The following is a 20,112-nucleotide window of genomic DNA, read 5'->3' as shown; positions in this document are numbered from 1 at the left end:
GCATGTAGTATTGTGTTCATTTGTAAAAGCCTTTATACTAGAATAATGTGTATAAATGCAATTATAATGAAATGGGAAAAAATATTTTTTCATTATGCAATAGAATCAACCAATTAGAAAGGGGTATTTCATGAACGAGAAGCAACGCCTCGAGGGACAACAAGTAAACACTGCTAATTCTGCGGACAAAAAATCCGAAAAGGATTATAGCAAGTATTTTCAATCCGTTTATATCCCACCAAATTTAAAAGAGGCAAAAAGACGTGGGAAAGAAGAAGTCAAATATCATAAAGACTTTGATATTTCCGAAGAATTTAAAGGTATGGGTAACGGACGAAAATTTTATATCCGTACATACGGCTGTCAAATGAATGAACATGATACTGAAGTAATGGCCGGAATTTTTATGCAATTAGGTTATGAACCAACTGATTCTGTAGATGACGCAAACGTTATCCTTCTTAATACTTGTGCAATTCGTGAAAATGCAGAAAACAAAGTATTTGGTGAAATTGGGCATTTAAAGCCATTGAAGCTAGAACGGCCAGATTTACTAGTTGGTGTTTGTGGCTGTATGTCTCAAGAAGAATCTGTAGTTAATAAAATTCTTGAAAAGCATCACCATGTCGATATGATTTTTGGGACACATAATATTCATCGCTTGCCGCAAATACTGAAAGAAGCATATATGTCAAAAGCAATGGTTGTCGAAGTATGGTCTAAGGAAGGCGACGTCATCGAAAATCTTCCAAAAGTACGTAAAGGAAATATTAAAGCATGGGTCAATATTATGTACGGTTGTGATAAATTCTGTACATATTGTATCGTTCCATATACACGGGGAAAAGAACGCAGTAGACGTCCTGAGGATATCATTCAAGAAGTTCGCCATTTAGCTGCTCAAGGATATCAAGAAGTTACTTTATTGGGCCAAAACGTAAATGCCTACGGTAAAGATTTAGAAGGCATGACTTATGGTCTTGGCGACTTAATGGACGAATTACGAAAAATTGATATACCGCGTATTCGTTTTACGACCAGTCATCCGCGTGATTTTGACGATCGTTTAGTAGAAGTATTAGCGAAAAAGGGAAATTTAGTTGAACATATTCATTTACCAGTTCAATCAGGTTCTAGTGATGTATTAAAAATTATGGCTCGTAAATATACACGTGAGCGCTACTTAGAACTTGTCGGAAAAATTAAAGAAGCAATACCTGATGTAGCACTGTCTACTGATATTATCGTTGGTTTTCCAAATGAAACAGAAGAACAGTTCGAAGAAACACTTTCACTTTATCGTGAAGTAGGCTTTGAAATGGCATATACATTTATTTATTCACCTCGTGAAGGTACACCGGCTGCAAGAATGAAGGACAATGTGCCGATGGAAGTGAAAAAAGAAAGACTTCAACGATTAAATGATTTAGTGAATCAATTGTCAAGAGAAGCGTTAGAAAAATATAAAGGACAAGTTGTGGAAGTGCTAGTTGAAGGTGAAAGTAAAAATAACCCAGATGTATTAGCCGGCTATACACGCAAAAATAAACTTGTTAACTTCATCGGGCCGAAATCTGCGATAGGTAAACTAGTTAAAGTAAAAATTACTGATGCAAAAACATGGTCATTGAATGGTGAGATGATTGAACAAATAGAAGCGGTAGAGGTGAAGTAATTGATGAAACGTTATACTAAGGATGAAATTGTTGAACGCGCGACAGAAGTAGCAAAAATGATCTCGGAAACGGAAGAAGTTGATTTTTTCAAACGTGCCGAGGCACAAATCAATGAGAATCAAAAAGTGCGTGAAATGATTGCAAGTATTAAAAGTTTACAGAAACAAGCTGTAAACTTTCAACATTATGGGAAAACAGAAGCATTAAAAATGGTAGAAGAAAAAATCGAGAAAATTGAAGAAGAGTTGGATGAAATTCCTATTGTACAGGAATTTAAACAATCACAAGCTGATGTAAATGATTTATTACAAATTGTTGCTGCAACTATTTCCAGTACAGTAACGGATGAAATTATTACTTCTACTGGTGGTGACCTGTTAGCAGGTGAAACCGGCTCTAAAGTAAAAAACAGTGTAGCAGGTAGATGTGATTAATATCGATAAGCCATCAAGTTGATGGCTTATTTTTTTTGCATTAAAAGTTCAAATTTAAATAATTTATTGTAGGGTAAAAACCTTGTGCCTAGAACACAAACATCCTGTTTACATATAATGAAATAACCCATAAACTTTTTCAATAATTTATTTAGCAGAGCTCTTTTAAACTAGTTGTTAGCAATAAATGAACAGCAATTAGTCGGTCATAGGGCATCCAGAAATTATTCGCACAATAGACGATTGCCATGCATAGGATGAAATGAAAATAAATGAGGAGGTTTCGCTCGAATGGCAGAATATAGAGAAATAATAACTAAAGCGGTCGTAGCGAAAGGACGTAAATTTACACAGTCCAATCATACGATCTGCCCACCGCATCATCCATCGAGCATATTAGGTTGCTGGATTATAAACCATAAGTATGAAGCTAAGAAAGTAGGCAAAAATGTCGAAATAAATGGCTCATACGATATAAATGTCTGGTATTCTCATAGTGACAATACGAAAACATCGGTTGTCACTGAAAAAGTGGAATACTGTGACATTGTTAAATTGAATTATCGTGATCCTGATTGCCTTGACGATAAGGAAGTTGTTGCAAGAGTACTACAGCAACCTAATTGTATCGAAGCTGTAATTTCACCGAATGGAAATAAGGTGATTGTCAATGTTGAAAGAGAATTTCTCGTTGAAGTCATCGGAGAAACAAAGGTTTGTGTAGCTATAAATCCTGATGGTTGTGACTGCGATGATGAAGAATGGGAAGATGAATTAGACGAAGAATTCGAAGAACTAAATCCAGACTTTTTAGTAGGAACAGAAGAGGAGTAATCACATAAATAATCGAAATTAGGCTAGGAGAACCTCTCCTAGTTTTTCTTTTTGATAGTGTAAAATCATTTATTTCTTATGACTCTTCATAAGATTCTTGTAAGTGTAAAATCTCTCCAATTGAATTATGATAAAAGTAAATAAAATGATAAAGGGGAATCATCATGACGAAATTTTTATTTCATGGTATTGATCATGTACAGTTAGCTGCTCCTAAAGGTTGTGAAGAAAAAGCGAGGTTTTTTTATGGCGCGATTCTTGGTTTACCTGAAATTAAAAAGCCGGAAATTTTAAAAGGACGTGGGGGTTGTTGGTTTCAGTGCGGGAATCAAGAACTACACATTGGAGTTGAAGCGGATTTTAGAGAAGCGAAAAAAGCACATCCGGGATTAATTGTGAAAAATATTGAAGAACTAAAAAGTATTTTGGTTAGCAATCAAATTGCTATGAAGGAAGAGCCCGTAATTGAAGGCAGAAAACGCATACATGTAAGTGATCCATTTGGTAATAGACTTGAATTTTTGGAATTTATCCAAGAATAATAGTAGGACTATTTGTTTCCAAATGTTGTTTTCAATAAAGAAAATAAATAGATTATGATATAATAGGAGAATCAAATAGTAACATGTACGGAAAGGATTATGTAGAAAATGGGTCAATATACTCCGATGATTCAACAATATTTACAAGTAAAGGCAGATTATAAAGATGCCTTTTTATTTTTTCGCCTAGGTGATTTTTATGAAATGTTTTTTGAAGATGCGTTAAAAGCTTCTCAAGAGCTTGAAATTACGTTAACGAGTCGAGATGGAGGTGGTAGCGAACGGATACCAATGTGTGGGGTTCCTTACCATGCCGCTGCAAACTATATCGACGTATTGATTGAAAAAGGTCATAAGGTAGCTATTTGTGAACAGGTAGAAGATCCTAAACAGTCAAAAGGTGTTGTAAAAAGGGAAGTAGTCCAGCTTATAACTCCGGGAACGAAAATGGATGGTAAAGGTTTAAGGGAAAAGGAAAATAATTATATTGCAGCCATTTCAATTTTCGAAGATGGGTATGGGATCGCTTATACAGATCTTTCGACAGGAGAAAATAGTGTAACGATAATTGAGAATCACTTTGATCTTGTATTGAATGAACTATCAATTATTGGCGCAAAAGAGGTGGTTGTACCATCACAAATTGATGATCAGTTGCAAAAACAGTTACAAGAACGTTTGAATGCGACAATTTCAGTCGAAGACGATATATTAGAGAAACCAGACTATCTAAAACTATTAGCTCCTATTAATGAACATTCAATGAGAATTTCTATTGTCCGCCTACTTAATTATTTGTATCGAACACAAAAAAGAAACTTGGATCACTTGCAGCCTGTTTCAATTGTCGAAATTAATCAATTTATGAAAATAGATTATTATTCGAAACGTAATCTAGAAATCACCGAGACCATTCGTTCGAAAGGAAAAAAGGGGTCTTTACTCTGGTTATTAGATGAAACGATGACGGCAATGGGAGGACGTCTTTTAAAACATTGGCTTGACCGTCCATTAATTAATCAAAGCGATATTGAACAAAGACAATTCGTTGTCCAAACGTTTATTGAGCACTTTTTTGAAAGACAAGATATTAGAGAACAATTAAAGGAAGTCTATGATTTAGAAAGATTAGCTGGTCGTGTAGCATTTGGAAATGTAAATGCGCGTGATTTAATTCAATTAAAAAATTCACTTCAGCAAATACCAAACATACAGCAATTAATAGGGCAACTCGAATTAGATTTCGTTGAACAATTAGATCCGTGTGAAGAGTTAATAGATGTCCTTGAAAGAGCAATTATTGATAACCCCCCACTTTCTATTAAAGAGGGAGGAATTATTCAAGATGGCTACAATGAGGACCTTGATAAGTATCGGGATGCTAGCCGTAACGGGAAAAACTGGTTAGCCCAACTTGAACAAGAAGAAAGAAGTAGAACAGGAATAAAGTCTTTAAAAATCGGATATAATCGTGTATTTGGCTATTTTATTGAAGTGACAAAGTCCAATTTACATTTACTTGAAGAGGGACGATATGACCGAAAACAGACATTAGCAAATGCCGAACGATTTATAACACCCGAATTAAAAGAAAAAGAATCATTGATTTTACAAGCGGAAGAAAAAAGTGTTGAACTTGAATACGATTTATTTCTTCAAATTCGTGAAGTTGTAAAAGAGTATATACCAAGACTACAGAACCTGGCTAAAACAGTAAGTGAAATCGATGTATTACAATGCTTTGCTACGATCAGTGAGTCAAGACATTATGTAAAACCTATATTTAATTTAGAAAGAAAAGTAATGATTAAAGAAGGTCGCCATCCTGTTGTTGAAAAAGTAATGAATGCACAAGAATATGTACCAAATGATTGTTACATGGATGCCGAAAGAGAATTACTGTTAATTACCGGGCCGAATATGTCGGGGAAAAGTACGTATATGCGACAAATTGCTTTGACATCAATTTTAGCTCAAATCGGTTGTTTTGTTCCGGCTAGCGAGGCGATTTTGCCAATATTTGATCAAGTCTTTACACGTATTGGTGCAGCCGATGATTTAATTTCTGGACAAAGTACATTTATGGTAGAAATGCTAGAAGCGAAAAATGCGATTGCTAACGCAACAAAAAACAGTCTTATCTTATTTGATGAAATTGGCCGTGGAACATCTACATATGATGGAATGGCACTTGCACAGGCAATCATTGAATATATTCATACGCGAATAGGGGCAAAGACTTTATTTTCGACCCATTATCATGAATTAACAGTATTGGCTGAAACACTTCCACAGCTAAAAAATGTTCATGTTAGTGCAATCGAACAAAATGGAACGGTTGTATTTCTGCATAAAATAAAAGAGGGTCCTGCAGATAAAAGTTATGGTATTCATGTCGCGGAATTGGCTGAATTGCCAAAAGAATTGATTGTTCGGGCAAACGAGATTCTTAGACAATTAGAGAATCAAAACAACAAAAATGAGCAATCAGTATCAAAGATTGAAGACCATTCACTGCAGCTTTCCTTTTTTGAAGAGTCAGACACTAAAGAAAAAAAAGAGATAACGTCAAAGGAAAAGAAAATTGTAGAAGAGTTGAAAGATATTAATCTTTTAGAATTAAATCCGTTACAAGCAATGAATACTTTATATGAATTGCAAAAAAAGTTAAAAGGTTAGGGGGTGAGATCGAGTGGGAAAAATTATTCAATTAGACGACGTTTTATCAAATAAAATAGCGGCAGGCGAAGTGGTAGAAAGACCGGCATCAGTCGTCAAGGAACTTGTGGAAAATGCGATTGACGCAGGTAGTTCCGTTGTTGAAATTGATGTAGAGGAAGCGGGCCTTAATAAAATTCGGATTATTGATAATGGCTCAGGGATTGAAGAGGATGATGTATTAATTGCTTTTCAACGACACGCCACAAGTAAAATAAAAGATGAAAATGATTTATTTCGGATAAAAACATTAGGATTTAGGGGTGAGGCATTGCCAAGTATCGCCTCAGTTTCCCATTTGGAAATGATAACCGCAACCGAAGAAAACCCGGGGACGAAAGTTGTGATTAATGGTGGGAAAATTACAGCCCATGAAAAAGCACCTAGTCGACGCGGCACAGACATTACGATTTCTGATCTTTTTTATAATACACCTGCTCGATTAAAGTATATGAAAACGATTCATACTGAACTAGGGAATATTACAGATGTTGTGAATCGTTTAGCACTTGCTCATCCTGAAGTATCTATCCGCTTACGTCATAATGATCGAACACTGTTACAAACAAATGGAAATGGTGATGTGAGACAAGTACTTGCTGCCATTTACGGGGTTAATATTGCTAAAAATATGATCCCAATTTCCGTTCATTCATTAGATTTTAAAATTAATGGCTATATTTCTATGCCGGAAATTACAAGAGCATCTAGGAACTATGTTTCGACGATGATCAATGGACGTTTTATAAAAAATTATGCACTTGTTAAAGCCATTCAAGAAGGATACCATACATTATTGCCTATCGGCCGCTTTCCGATTGTCCTATTAGCAATTGAAATGGATCCTATCTTAGTGGATGTGAATGTTCATCCTGCTAAGTTGGAAGTCAGACTTAGTAAAGAACAAGAATTAAATCATCAAATTTCCGATGCAATTAAAAAGGCATTTAAAAATCGGGAGCTAATTCCAAATGGAATATCACCTGTGGTAAAACAAACTCCAAAAGCTGAACAAACGTTCATGAACTTGGATCATTTGCCTACAAAACAAAAGGATGATGTAGAACCATACACAACGAATAACTTCGTTGCTGTTCCGTCAAAAGAAAAGCTTCTTCCTCAAGAAGAAATGAAAAAATTATACGAATCGGAATTCTCAGCGCGAGATGCGAATAAACAGATTACAAATGATGAACACGTTTTCCCAGAAGTGATTGAGGAAACAAATGAGTGGAATGTATATGATGAAAGTGAACTCAAAGAAACTTCTCAAGGGAGCGAACGGATTCCCCCGCTTTACCCAATTGGGCAAATGCATGGTACCTATATTTTTGCGCAAAACGATAAAGGATTATATATCATTGATCAGCATGCAGCACAGGAAAGAATTAAATATGAATACTTTCGTGAAAAAGTCGGTCGGGTTACGAATGAATTGCAAGATTTACTAGTCCCAATGACATTAGAGTATTCGACCGATGAATCGATAAAGATTCAAGAAAATCTCAATGAACTCGAAAAAGTCGGAGTCTTTCTTGAAATGTTCGGTCATAACAGTTTTATTGCTCGATCCCACCCCGTTTGGTTTCCTAAAGGGGATGAACAAGAAATAATTGAGGATATGATAGAACAACTCCTCTCTATGAAAAAAATTGATATTAAAAAGCTACGAGAAGAAGCTGCCATTATGATGAGTTGTAAAGGGTCGATAAAGGCGAACCATCATTTGCGAAATGACGAAATTCAGGCATTACTCGATTCGTTAAGACAAGCGTCTGATCCTTTTACTTGCCCCCATGGGAGACCCATTATAATCCATTACTCGGTTTATGATATGGAAAAGATGTTTAAGCGAGTGATGTAATTTTGAATAAGGCGAAACCTTAGATATAAAAGGGTTTCGCCTTATTTTTTTCTTAATTTGACCACATTCATTACTCCAAACTAATAAATAGCTAAACTGAATCCATTTTACTATTTAAAATAACGGTATATTTGTAATGAAAAATAAATATAAATCTTATAAAGAGTGACGTTTCTTGCAATCTTTACTCAAGAAAAAAATTGGAAAACCTATGTGAAATTATCTAAAAAGTTTCCATCTATTTAGGAGGTGCATTCAATAATCATTTTTTATTAGATTTATAGAAGAAAGTCTTCTAAATGTGAGCTCAAAACATATTATACGAGGAGGGTACATAGTGATCGTCCATGAAAAACGTCAAATTACCCAAAATAACTCTTATCGTGTGTTAAAAAGATTGCTGGATATAATAGTAGCTTTCATTTTGCTTATTCTTTTATTCCCAATCATTGTTCTAATTGGAATCCTTATTTTTACTTTTGAGAGAGGTCCGGTTTTATTTTTGCAACAGCGCACGGGTCAATTCAATAAAGAATTTACGATAATTAAATTTCGAACAATGGAAAGGAGTGTTATAAATAATGTTCATGAATATGTATGGGATGGTCAAGTACCCCAAAATTTTGTATTTAGGACCCCTGATAATTTAACGGTTACCAAGTTAGGAGCTATCTTAAGAAAATACAGTCTGGATGAACTGCCACAATTAATCAATGTGATTAAAGGTGAAATGAGTTTTGTTGGTCCAAGACCTGAAATTCTAAATATCACTAAATTTTATGATGGTGTTCAGAAAAAAAGATTAATGGTGAAGCCAGGTATTACCGGATTTGCCCAAGTTAACGGAAGATCAGATATCAATCATGGATTGAAAATTAATTTCGACCTCTATTATGTTGATCATATTTCATTGTTTCTCGATTTTAAAATTATTTGTAAAACGATTGTTTTAGTGCTCACAGGAAAAGGGGCATATTAAATGGAAGTACAATCTTTTAAAGGGCTGAATAAGAATGAATCATTCTGCAGAACTTAAAGACATTTTAAATATTTTAAAAAGTAGAAGACGTATCATTATTTTTACCGTTATTATTTTCACCCTATTGGGTGCTTTATTAAGCTATCTTCTACCATCTGTCTATCAGGCGAAAACTGAACTATTAGTTAATCATTCATTATCAAGTTCTGAAACACAGGATCTTTCAGCAGGCGAAATTGATAAAAACCTCATGCTTATTGAAACGTATAAATATATTTTGAAGAGTTCTAGAGTATTAGAAAAAGTATCAGAAGAAGTAAATAGTTCTAAAAAAATAGAGGATTTGGCAAAACAGATTACTATCGAAACAAATCCACAATCCCAAATTATTTCGATTACCGCCCAAGATAATAGTTATTCAAAAGCTGCAAAACTTGCAAATTCGACAGCTCGAATCTTTCAGCAAGAAATAAGAAACTTAATGAAAATTGATAATATCCAGATACTAACAACAGCCAATAATAATACAAATACTTCGCCGATTAAACCCAACCACATTATCTATACAGTTCTCGCCTTTCTTCTTGGTATCGTAGTATCCATAATTAATTTGCTTTTAAGAGAAACAATTTTTGCAAAAACCGATTCAGTTGAAAAAATAGAAAAGGCTTTTCAACTATCTACACTTGGACTCATTCCCGAAATTGCCGGAAATACTAAAGGAAAGAACAGATCATTGATCATTAATCATCGTTATTTAAAAACTTTACCAAAAGTTGATAAATTTTCTCCAATTATCGAATCTTATCGGGTACTTAGAACCAATCTACAGTATGCAATGAATCAGCAAAATATAAAATCTATTCTTATAACCGGTTCAAATCCAGAAGAAGGAAAGTCATTAACAGCCGGAAATTTAGCAATTTGCATGGCAATGGATAATAAGCAGACTGTTTATGTAGACACTGATTTAAGAAAAGGTGTAGGTTCCCTCCTTTTTAATACACCTGCAAGAAGCGGGCTCACGAATTATCTGGAAGGAAACATGGAATTGGACCAAATTATCCACTCTACCGAAGTACCGAATCTGTCTTTTATTAGCACGGGTCCGCATCCACACAATCCTGCGGAAGTATTATCATCAAATAAAATGGATCAATTACTTGAACTATTGAAAGAAAAATTTGATTTAGTCATTATGGATTGTCCTCCTTTAATCGTTACGGATGCCGTTGCCTTGTCAACAAAAGTTGATGGATGCTTATTTGTCGTACATGCAAAAAAAACAAAATTGGATCAAGCCCTAAAAAGTATCCATCAGTTGCAAAAAGTACAGGCGAATATTCAAGGGGTCATTATAAACTGCGGAAAAGTCCAACATTCGGCTCATTATTATTAATTAACTTAATGTGAAAAGGAGAGTGGGAAATGATCGTAGACATTCATAGCCATCTGTTAGCTGGGATGGATGATGGTGCTCGGGATCAAGATGAAGCCCTTTTAATGGCAAAACAAGCAGTAGAGATGGGGATTACCCATGTCATTGCCACTCCCCATCATAGAAATGGATTCTATATGAATCATCCTAAAGAAATCCTTAGCCAAACATCAAAATTAAATAGTTTATTAAGTCAACAGGAGATTCCATTAAAAGTTCTTCCTGGCATGGAGTTTCATCTTCATGGTGATATATCAAGGGATATAGAGGACATTGAACAAAACATCCTCCCTTTAAGTGAAAGTAATAAATATATTCTAATTGAGCTTCCTTATACGTATATCCCTCACTTTACAGAATCAGTTTTTTATAAATTGCAATTAATGGGGTATATTCCGATTATTGCTCATCCTGAGAGAAATGAAGAATTTCAAAGACGACCTAATCGTTTGTTTGATCTTGTAAACCAAGGCGCTTTGGGACAAGTGACCGCTGCAAGTGTTGTCGGTTTGTTCGGAAAAGACTCCCAGAAATTCTCATTTAAATTGCTTAAACATAATCTCGTTCACTTTATCGCGTCTGATGCCCATAATACGACAAGCCGGTCGTTTGAACTTGTATCAGCCTACAACTATATGGAGAAATATTTCTCAAAAGAACATAGAAAATATATGACTGAAAATTCCATTCATGTGGTAAACGGAACGGAGTTTAACATCATCACTCCGGTAAGATTTGAGAAGCGGAAAAAATTATTTTTTTAAGATCCTTAATCGCCTCAGTAATGGCTGTCATTGTATTGCCTGAATTAGCGGAGGTTTTTGTAGAATGAAAATGATAGCAAATCTAAAAAGTTTTATTTCAAATAACCATTTTATGAAAAGTATCTCGATTCTTGCTGCCGGAACGGCTTTATCACAATTATTCCTCCTACTAACAACACCGATTTTAACACATTTATATTCGCCGGAGGAGTTTGGTATTTTTTCGATTTATCTATCCATTCTTTATAGTGTTTCAGTTATTGCATCCCTTATGTATGACCAAGCTGTCCCCTTACCAAAGGATGAACAAGAAGCTTGGGATACGCTTATGTTATCGCTAATTATCGTTATTTTCATGAGTGTCTTCGTTCTTATAGCCGCATGGATTTTACCGATTGGAGAATGGCTTGATGCCCCCGAGTTGGAGCACTACGCCTGGCTTCTAGCTTTTAGTGTTTTTGGGATAGGTTGGTTTCAGGCATTAAATTCATGGAATATTCGTACTGAAGATTACCTATCCATCTCTAAATCAAAGATCAATATGAATAGTGGACAAATGGTATCACAGATTACTTTTGGTATTTTCCAAACAGGTATTTTAGGATTATTGGCCGGCGAAGTGATTGGTAGGATTTCTGGATTTTTAACATTACTAAGATTTATTTTCAAAAATAAACCTCATGTACGCCTTTTTTGCTTGAATGGTCTAAAAAAGGTTTTTATTCGCTATAAAAACTTTCCACTTCTTTCAAGTTGGTCTGCTCTTATTAACGTTTCAGGTACTCATATGCCAGCAGTTTTTTTAGCGGTGCATTATGGTCCTGCAGTAGCGGGGTGGTATTTATTAGCCGAGAAAATTTTAACCGTTCCAGAAGCTTTACTCGGTTATTCAGCCAAACAAGTATATATGTCGCAATCAGCTAAGCTTTCAACTAAGGGGAGAGAATTAAATGCATTATTCTGGATGATTGTAAAAAGAATGTCCATTCTAAGCTTAGTCATAATTGGACTAATCTTCCTTATTGTTCCATCGATCATTCCCTTTCTTTTCGGCGAAGCATGGAAAGAAGCGGGTAAGTATGTTCAAATTATTTCGATTTTATATTTTATGAAAATGGTGGTTAATCCAATTTCAGGAAATTTTTATGCACTGGAATCTCAAAATTATCAAATGATAAGTGAAGGGATTCGTTTTTTCTTTATTTGTTTATCTATGATTCTTTCATTTTTTTACATTGAAAACCCTACTACTGCTATTTTCTGTATCAGCATTCTAACTTCAATAGGATATCTCACGAATGGCTTTTTTTCTTGGTATGTAATGAAAATTCGTTTTCCAAATGAAGATAAGCCTTTACATTCGAATGAATCGAGGTGAAAAGGAGTGGGATGATTGACGAATCACCATCAGAGAAGGGATTGGGTTTTAACTTCTCTATTTTTAATCATGTCGTTGAGCTCATTTGTATGGATTGAACCTTCACCATTTGATTTGTTTCTTTGTTTGTTTATTCTCGCAGGCTGTGTTTTTTCATTTTATGGTTTTCATTCCATTATTATTTTACCGTTTTTTTTGCTGCTATTCTTCTTGCTTGCAAACTTACTATCTGCATTTTTTGCAAAAAATGAAGGTGTGGCTTTTTTCTATTTTTTTATTTCCTTTTATTTAGTACTTTCCTGGTTGTCTATCGTAGGGACATCTTTTCGATACAAAAGCAAGGTAATTGAAACGATTTTTAATGGGTATGTAATAGCAGCAGTTATTTCGGTATTAATAGGGGTATTTGCGTATTTTTTTCGTTCACCATTTACGGAAAGCTTTCTGCAATTCGAAAGAATTAAATCGTTATTCAAGGATCCAAATGTTTTTGGGCCTTTTGTGGTTCCCGCTGCTATTTATACTTTATATAAAGCTGAAACCACATCATTATTAAAAAAGTTGGTTTATTTGATCTGAACCCCAAAAGTTAGACACGGGATTTAGGCAGCTACTGGGGCATGAGTTCGGTATTGAACCGGACTCATGCCTTTTAATTTTGCCTTAATCCGTTTGTGGTTATAGTAGTGAATGTAATTCACTAACTCTACTTTAAAATGTTCCATACTCTCAAATTCTTTTAGATAAAGCAATTCAGACTTTAATAAGCCAAAGAAGTTCTCCATGACTGCGTTATCCAAGCAGTTCCCTTTACGGGACATACTCTGAATGATTCCTCGTTCTTTTAATGCAGATCGATACTGATTCATCTGATAATGCCATCCTTGGTCAGAATGGAGGATAGGAGTGTCTTCCTCATTTAATCGGTCAAAGGCTTCGTCCAACATTTTTGAAACAAGTGAGAATACAGGGCGATGTTCTATATTATAAGCTATAATCTCACCATTATATAAATCCATAATTGGCGACAAATATAGCTTTTCCCCATGTAGGTGGAATTCTGTCACATCCGTCACCCACTTTTCGTTAGGTTTAGATGCATGGAAATCTCGTTCTAATATATTAGGTGCAGTTTTGCCCACTTGTCCTCGGTATGACCGATATTTTTCATTCGTACGAGACACTTTAAACCCAGCTCAATCATTAAACGGCGGACCGTTTTATGATTAATTGTATACCCTTTATTACGTAATTCTAATGTAATTCGACGGTAACCATAACGTCCCTGATGTTCTTCAAAAATCTGCTTAATTAACTCCTTCATTTCCTTATATTTATCCGGTCGATCCATTTGTTTTACCCAATAATAATAAGTGCTACGTGGAATTCCAGCGATCTTTACTAACTCAATCACCTTAAATTCGTGCCTTAACTCATATATTATTTGCGCTTTGTCTTGTTCGGTGATTTTTCTTTTTCTTGAATTAAGGCTCGTAACTTTTTTAAATAGGCAATCTCCATGCGTAAACGCTCATTTTCAGCTTGTAATGCTTCATATGAACCCTCTACAGGAACTGATTTCTTAATTTCCTTTTTCATGGATGGACGCCCCTTTTTCTTTGGTAATAGAGCGTCCACACCTAATCTTTCAACCTGCCTCTGCCATTGAAGAATCGTAGAAGGGGAAGAAATATTATAAACAGCCGCAGCTTGTGTTAAGGACGCTCCAAATTCACTCATATAATTTAGTACGTCCATTTTAAATTGAATATCATAATTTGTATAGTTGGAAATTAAACCAGCTTCACCATTTTTTCTATAATGTGCCACCCAATTCTTTAAAGGAGTCAGGCTGACATTAAAACGGCTAGCGACTATTTGAAAGGAATCTTTGCCCTCTAAATAATCTAATACTGCCCTTAATTTTAATTCAAACGAATATTTAGACATAGAAAAACTGCACCTCCAATTGTTAGTTGTGTCTAACAATTGGGGTGCAGTTCAATTTTGGTCTCTTTGTCTTTTTTTTAATAGGTATTTTTCTCAGTTTTTCCAGAGCAGCATGGGGAAATTGTGTTTTGGCATCAGCCTGCTATTTTCTTTTCATTAGCAATATTCCTATAAAAAAAAGAGTAATCACACTATTATTATGCTTAATTGCTGGAACTTTTCTCCTTTTCTATTTAGGAAATACACCATTAATTGCAAACTTACTTAATGAACGATTAGGCATGCAAAACTATGATACGGAGCGTTTTTCCACTCAAAAGGCAGCGTTTGAAGCGGGTTTTTCCAATTTAATCGGAATGGGTCCTGGCCAAAGTGACGAGAATCTTGAGATGTCCACCCATAGCCTTTATGCACGCTTATTTGCAGAAAATGGACTTATCGGCTTTCTATCCTTTTTTGTCTTTTTCATTCTAAGTATGTTACAAGCGTTAAAACGCACTTTACGCTCCTCTTACCAAGTGAGGGGACTATATTCGATTATTTTTGCTTCATTAGTGGGTTTAATCTTTAATAGTTTGTTTATTGATACATTGCATTGGAGGCACTTTTGGCTGCTTTTAGCCTTGGCTTGGTGCGCGGAAGAGGAAATAAATGAAGGGATGCCAGAACCCATTAAAATAAAAGGACGGTGAAACTTTGAAAATCGTTCAACTTATTACAAGAATGGATGAACCGGGTGGCGCACAAATTCATGTAAGGGATCTTGCGATAAGGCTTAAACATATTGGTCATGACGTCATATTATTTTCTGGAAGTGCAGAAACGGCCTTTCCAGAATTACAACAACAGGAAATTACGCATACAAGGGTGAAACACCTTATAAGAGAAATTCATTTGATTTATGATATGAAGGCATTAATTGAACTAAGGCGAGCTTTAAAAGCAATGAAGCCAGATTTATTGGCACTACACTCATCAAAGGCTGGATTAATTGGGCGGGTTGCAGGCTGGTCGCTTGGAATACCAACCGTTCTTACAGCTCATGGCTGGGCATTTACGGAAGGTGTATCCCGCAAGAAGAGATGGATATATTCCATTTTAGAAAAATTCGCAGGGTTTATTTCAACTGGTATCGTTTCAGTTTCTCATTATGATCGGCAACTTGCTATTAATAATAAAGTGATTGCAGAAAAGAAAATTAGGGTTATCCAAAACGGCGTCCCCGATATTGAAAGACGGAAACTGGCAGCCCCACACATCAATCCTGTCAACATGATTATGGTTGCTAGATTTGCGGAGCCAAAGGACTATCAAACACTAGTGGAGGTTTTAAGTAAATTAAAAACCAAAGAGTGGAAAATTCATTTTGTTGGAGAAGGACCATTAAAGAGAGATATAGAATTAGAGGTGGATAAACGGGGATTATCAGAACGAGTAACTTTTTTAGGTAAAAGGGATGATGTCCCTGAAATTTTAGCAAATTCACAAATCTTTATTTTACTATCAAAATGGGAGGGCTTACCGTTAAGCATTATTGAAGCAATGCGATCAGGACTTCCTGTTATTGCAAGTAATGTTGGAGGAGTAAGTGAATTGGTTCAAAATGGAAAGTCAGGTTTTCTTATCGAAAAAGGAGATAAGGAAGGTTTGCTTGAAAAAATTACGCAATTAATTGATCAGCCAATGCTTAGAAAACAGTTTGGACAATCGGGCAGGATGATTTATATAGAAAATTTTACAATAGAAAGGATGGTAGATGATACTCTTACGTTTTATCAACAAGTGGTATCCAAAATATAAAACCTAAGATTTTTTTATAGGGGGAAGGAAAGTTGAAAGTATTAGTTACAAGAGCGACTGGATTACTTTTAACCTTAGGTGGGCTATAAATGAATATTAAGAAGATTACCAGTTTACAACAGTTAATGACATATCGAGAAGTTTGGAATGACATTTTGTCAATGTGCCAAAACAATAACCCCTTTATCGAATTCGAATGGATCCGTCAATGGCTTTGTTATTTCCAAGATTCCTTTGAACCCTATATTTATCTAGTCGAACATGAGGATGAAGTGATTGCTATCTTTCCCTTTATAAAAAAAAGAACAAGATTTTATAATTATATCCACTTTGCCGGTTACGGCCAAGCAAATTATATGGATATTGTGGCAGTGGAAAAGTGGAAGGAGATAGCCATTCGTACAGTTATGAATGAATTAATTAATGAAAGAAGAAAGGTAGTTATCCTACATGGACTTCTTGATAGTAAAGGGACGGCTAATGCATTTATTCATTACTGTACTGATAATGATATTCCAGTTCATAAATCTCAAATCATTGCCCCTTTTATTGATTTGCAAATGGAGAATTTTGATGACTTTATTAAGAAAAAAATGAAAAAGCATGGAGGGGACAGAAAAGAAAAACGAATGAAAAAGCTGGGAAATGTAGCCTTTCATCCTTTGGATAAAACCCAGTTAGAAACGATGTTTCGGCTTCATGAAAAGCGCTGGAAATCGAAGATCGATACGAGCGGTTTTTCAAAAGGTCATACGCACGATTTTTATAAAAACATTGCATTTTTAAATAACAAAGTAATTGAAACAAAAATTGATGGGCTCTTTATTGAAAACCGTCTGGTTGCCTTTTTTTATGGATTTGTTTGCAGAAATCGATATGTATTATATATTTTAGCCCACGATGATGATTTTGGGGTGTTTAGCCCCGGGAGAATGCTATTAAAAGAAACGATAAAAAACCGTTATAGGAATCAGGTTCAAAATTTTGATCTAAGTATCGGTTTTGAACCATATAAATTAGACTGGAATACTAACACCGATAGAGTTAGCAAAGTAATATTACCATGTAAAGGCTGGCTTTCGCGGTTTGGCTATTGGCATGTTTCTATGAGAGATAAACTGATTCAGTTTTTAAAGAAAAATAAAAGCTTAGTCCATTTTAAGAGGAATACACTTGGAAAGTTATTAAATTTTTTACATGATCTAAATCCCTCCTATTTTAAGAAAACAATAAAAACAATAGGAGGGTTTCTGTTTCAAAAAAATATGGTGGAGATTTATCGAATCGATCGTAGATTGTTTGAAAAAAAAACTGTTTCGAAAAAATTCCAACTAATAACCTTAAAAGAATTAATTCAACATTCATCTATTTTTAAAGGGAATGTAGAAGAAATCATCAAAAGGTTATATCAAAAGCAACAGTGCTATTGCTTGATTCAGGATGGAATGATAACTAATTATTTTTGGGTTAATGAAAAGGTACTTCAAATAGACGTAGTAGATGTTGCTGAACAACTTCCAAGTCATTCTGCTTACATATACGACTGGCAATCATTTGATGGAGATGTTGCTTCCACACTGTTTGAGAAAAATAATAAATTACTGTCTATTTACGTGGCTATCCCGAACCATTGTAAAGATAAAACGTCTTTTCATGACCAAGGGTTTATTAGGGTTTATCAAATTACGAAAAAAGTAATTTTTGGCTTCAGATTCATCAGCAGACGAAATTTCTAAATGAAAAGGAGTGACTATCGTGCTATCTGTATCCAGAAAAATATGGGGGATTACTATTACACAAATCTATTTTCCTGAGGAAAGCTTTCCATTTGATCCTTCTATCGATGTTGTTGGAATAACCCATTCAACCATCCCTATGAATGGATTAATACCAATTGAGACATTGCAGAAGGATTTAACAAAGGATGTTGAAGAGCTATTCATGGATATTTCTAAGTCAACAAGAAAGCAAATTAAGCAAGCCCAAAAAGACCCCAATCTTAAAAAGTTTATTTTAGTTAATCCATCTAATGAAGAAATCCTGCAGTTTCGGGATTTTTACAATCAATTTGCCAAATTAAAAAATACCTATTGCTGCACTCCTTTTCATGTAGAAACGCTAAAACTTTTAAGGGATCAAAATGCATTAATTATAACGAAAATAGAAAATATCGATCAACAACCATTATGTTATCGTGTATATGTAGTCAATGGAAAAAGATCGATGCCTTTTTATTCGGCTTCCCATTATAGGCTAACAAATGACTCTAATTTTAAGAGATTAACTAGCAAAGCTCATCGAATGCTCCAATGGGAAGATATGCTCTACTTCAAAAGTAAAGGCTACCAAATCTATGATTCAGGTGGTTTAACAAATGATATCAACATCCGGAATTTTAAGCTTGAATTTGGCGGGAAAATTATCACCGAATATTCCGGTTATCTATCATATACATTCTTGGGGAACTTGGTACTACATGTTCGTCAATGGAATATGTCAAAGAAAAGCAGGGGTGTAAAACATTGATAGACCACGGAACATTGATTATCTCACTTGATTTTGAACTATATTGGGGTGTTCAGGATGTAATGAGCCTTGAGCAATATCAGGATAATCTGCTCGGAGTACGCCAAGCTGTTCCGGAAATGCTTAAACTTTTTCAGGAGCATGAAATTCACGCAACTTGGGCCACAGTTGGAAAACTATTCTTTGAAACCAAATCACAATTATTGAGTAGCCAGCCATTGTTGAAACCAAACTACGAAAATTCAACATTTTCGGGATATCGTTTAATCAATAAAATAGGTGAGTCAGAGAAAGAAGACCCATTTCATTATGCGCATTCCTTAATCGAGCAAATATTACTGGTGCCTCATCAAGAAATTGGCACCCATACCTTTTCGCATTACTATTGTTTGGAGGCAGGTCAAACCGCCGGAGAATTTGCTGCCGATGTAAAGAAGGCGATAGAAATTGGGAATGAAAAGAAAATAAACATAAAATCGATTGCCTTTCCACGTAATCAAGTGAATCAAGATTATTTAACGATTTGCCGTGAAAATGGACTAACGTCGTATCGAGGAAATGAAGTTTTTCCTATCTATAACGCTAGCCCTTTCATCGAATCCCAATATACGTATAAACGTATTCTTAGATTGGTAGATTCGTATGTAAATATAACCGGACATCATATTTATTCCCTCGACACCTTGGATACCGAACCAATCGTTAATCTTCCATCTAGCAGATTTCTCCGTCCTTATAACCCGAAACTTAAAATGTTAGAAAAGTTGCGTTTAAAAAGGATAAATAACAGCATAACAAAAGCCGCCAAACAAAATAAAATGTATCATTTATGGTGGCATCCACATAATTTTGGGGTGAACCTGGAAGAAAACCTACAATTTCTTTCAAAAATACTTACTCACTTCTCACGCATGAAAAGAAACTACGGGATGAAAAGCTATAATATGGCAGAAGCATCTGCAATAATCATCGATACCTTTAGGAAAACAGAAATTATACAATGATTATATTTTTAATAGAAAAGACTGTATGCAGACTCTATTTTCATCGAGTTCGTATACAGTCGTAATTATGTATACACTTTTTTTTATAATTAATCCAAAAGGCGAACGGGACAAGTTATGATTGGATAAAATGTAGGAACGAGAGGGAAAAAAATTAATGGAAAGGGGAATAATTGTGCTTGAGCTCTTTTGTTATTTATTATTT

The 20,112-nt window shown here is 34.9% G+C and carries 16 protein-coding genes and 1 pseudogene; 16 read left to right on the top strand and 1 reads right to left on the bottom strand.

Features of this window, described 5'->3' with window-relative positions:
- The first annotated feature begins 130 nt into the window (after positions 1-130).
- The 11 genes from miaB to I5776_RS12270 all read left to right on the top strand — a co-directional run bounded on the left by miaB (position 131) and on the right by I5776_RS12270 (position 13,206).
- Entirely contained in the window at positions 131-1,675 is a 1,545-nt protein-coding gene (gene miaB, locus I5776_RS12320; protein WP_202776704.1) for a tRNA (N6-isopentenyl adenosine(37)-C2)-methylthiotransferase MiaB, read from the top strand.
- A 3-nt stretch (positions 1,676-1,678) separates the two neighbouring features.
- Complete coding sequence (locus I5776_RS12315) at positions 1,679-2,110, top strand: YlbF/YmcA family competence regulator (RefSeq protein ID WP_202776703.1); 432 nt, start codon at positions 1,679-1,681, stop codon at positions 2,108-2,110.
- 291 nt (positions 2,111-2,401) lie between these two features.
- Positions 2,402-2,944 (top strand): outer spore coat protein CotE, encoded by a 543-nt coding sequence (locus I5776_RS12310; protein ID WP_202776702.1) that lies wholly within the window; start codon positions 2,402-2,404, stop codon positions 2,942-2,944.
- Between the two features lie 164 nt (positions 2,945-3,108).
- The gene (locus I5776_RS12305) at positions 3,109-3,486 is read left to right on the top strand and encodes a VOC family protein (RefSeq protein WP_202776701.1); all 378 of its coding nucleotides are present in this window, start codon (positions 3,109-3,111) and stop codon (positions 3,484-3,486) included.
- A 108-nt stretch (positions 3,487-3,594) separates the two neighbouring features.
- A complete protein-coding gene (gene mutS / locus I5776_RS12300) occupies positions 3,595-6,165 on the top strand; it encodes a DNA mismatch repair protein MutS (RefSeq protein ID WP_202776700.1) in 2,571 nt (856 codons plus the stop codon).
- Positions 6,166-6,178: 13 nt separating this feature from the next.
- A complete protein-coding gene (gene mutL, locus I5776_RS12295; RefSeq protein ID WP_202776699.1) occupies positions 6,179-8,068 on the top strand; it encodes a DNA mismatch repair endonuclease MutL in 1,890 nt (629 codons plus the stop codon).
- A 337-nt stretch (positions 8,069-8,405) separates the two neighbouring features.
- Complete coding sequence (locus I5776_RS12290) at positions 8,406-9,047, top strand: sugar transferase (RefSeq protein ID WP_246483779.1); 642 nt, start codon at positions 8,406-8,408, stop codon at positions 9,045-9,047.
- A 34-nt stretch (positions 9,048-9,081) separates the two neighbouring features.
- The gene (locus tag I5776_RS12285) at positions 9,082-10,446 is read left to right on the top strand and encodes a tyrosine-protein kinase domain-containing protein (protein WP_202776698.1); all 1,365 of its coding nucleotides are present in this window, start codon (positions 9,082-9,084) and stop codon (positions 10,444-10,446) included.
- 29 nt (positions 10,447-10,475) lie between these two features.
- Positions 10,476-11,249 carry a tyrosine-protein phosphatase gene (locus I5776_RS12280; protein ID WP_202776697.1) on the top strand — a complete coding sequence of 258 codons (774 nt, stop codon included), beginning with the start codon at positions 10,476-10,478 and terminating at the stop codon, positions 11,247-11,249.
- A gap of 64 nt (positions 11,250-11,313) precedes the next feature.
- Entirely contained in the window at positions 11,314-12,627 is a 1,314-nt protein-coding gene (locus I5776_RS12275) for a lipopolysaccharide biosynthesis protein (RefSeq protein WP_202776696.1), read from the top strand.
- 15 nt (positions 12,628-12,642) lie between these two features.
- The gene (locus I5776_RS12270; protein ID WP_202776695.1) at positions 12,643-13,206 is read left to right on the top strand and encodes a hypothetical protein; all 564 of its coding nucleotides are present in this window, start codon (positions 12,643-12,645) and stop codon (positions 13,204-13,206) included.
- Positions 13,207-13,229: 23 nt separating this feature from the next.
- Here the strand turns inward: I5776_RS12270 and I5776_RS12265 are convergent.
- Positions 13,230-14,577, bottom strand: a pseudogene (locus I5776_RS12265) (IS3 family transposase).
- Between the two features lie 44 nt (positions 14,578-14,621).
- Here I5776_RS12265 and I5776_RS12260 point away from each other — a divergent pair.
- The 5 genes from I5776_RS12260 to I5776_RS12240 all read left to right on the top strand — a co-directional run bounded on the left by I5776_RS12260 (position 14,622) and on the right by I5776_RS12240 (position 19,907).
- Positions 14,622-15,269 (top strand): O-antigen ligase family protein, encoded by a 648-nt coding sequence (locus I5776_RS12260; protein ID WP_343066453.1) that lies wholly within the window; start codon positions 14,622-14,624, stop codon positions 15,267-15,269.
- A gap of 4 nt (positions 15,270-15,273) precedes the next feature.
- Positions 15,274-16,377, top strand: a complete 1,104-nt coding sequence (locus tag I5776_RS12255) for a glycosyltransferase family 4 protein (protein WP_202776693.1) — start codon at positions 15,274-15,276, stop codon at positions 16,375-16,377.
- A gap of 89 nt (positions 16,378-16,466) precedes the next feature.
- Positions 16,467-18,113 carry a GNAT family N-acetyltransferase gene (locus I5776_RS12250; protein WP_202776692.1) on the top strand — a complete coding sequence of 549 codons (1,647 nt, stop codon included), beginning with the start codon at positions 16,467-16,469 and terminating at the stop codon, positions 18,111-18,113.
- Between the two features lie 19 nt (positions 18,114-18,132).
- Positions 18,133-18,903, top strand: a complete 771-nt coding sequence (locus I5776_RS12245) for a GNAT family protein (RefSeq protein WP_202776691.1) — start codon at positions 18,133-18,135, stop codon at positions 18,901-18,903.
- Positions 18,864-19,907: a polysaccharide deacetylase family protein gene (locus tag I5776_RS12240; protein WP_202776690.1), complete on the top strand. Its 1,044-nt coding sequence runs from the start codon at positions 18,864-18,866 to the stop codon at positions 19,905-19,907. Before I5776_RS12245 ends, I5776_RS12240 begins: the two co-directional genes overlap by 40 nt.
- The last annotated feature ends 205 nt before the right edge of the window (positions 19,908-20,112 follow it).

Origin of the sequence: Heyndrickxia vini (genome assembly GCF_016772275.1) — a bacterium.
GTDB classification, from domain to species: domain Bacteria; phylum Bacillota; class Bacilli; order Bacillales; family Bacillaceae_C; genus Heyndrickxia; species Heyndrickxia vini.
Note: the sequence above shows the minus strand (reverse complement) of the source record. Positions and strands in the feature narration are given on the sequence as shown.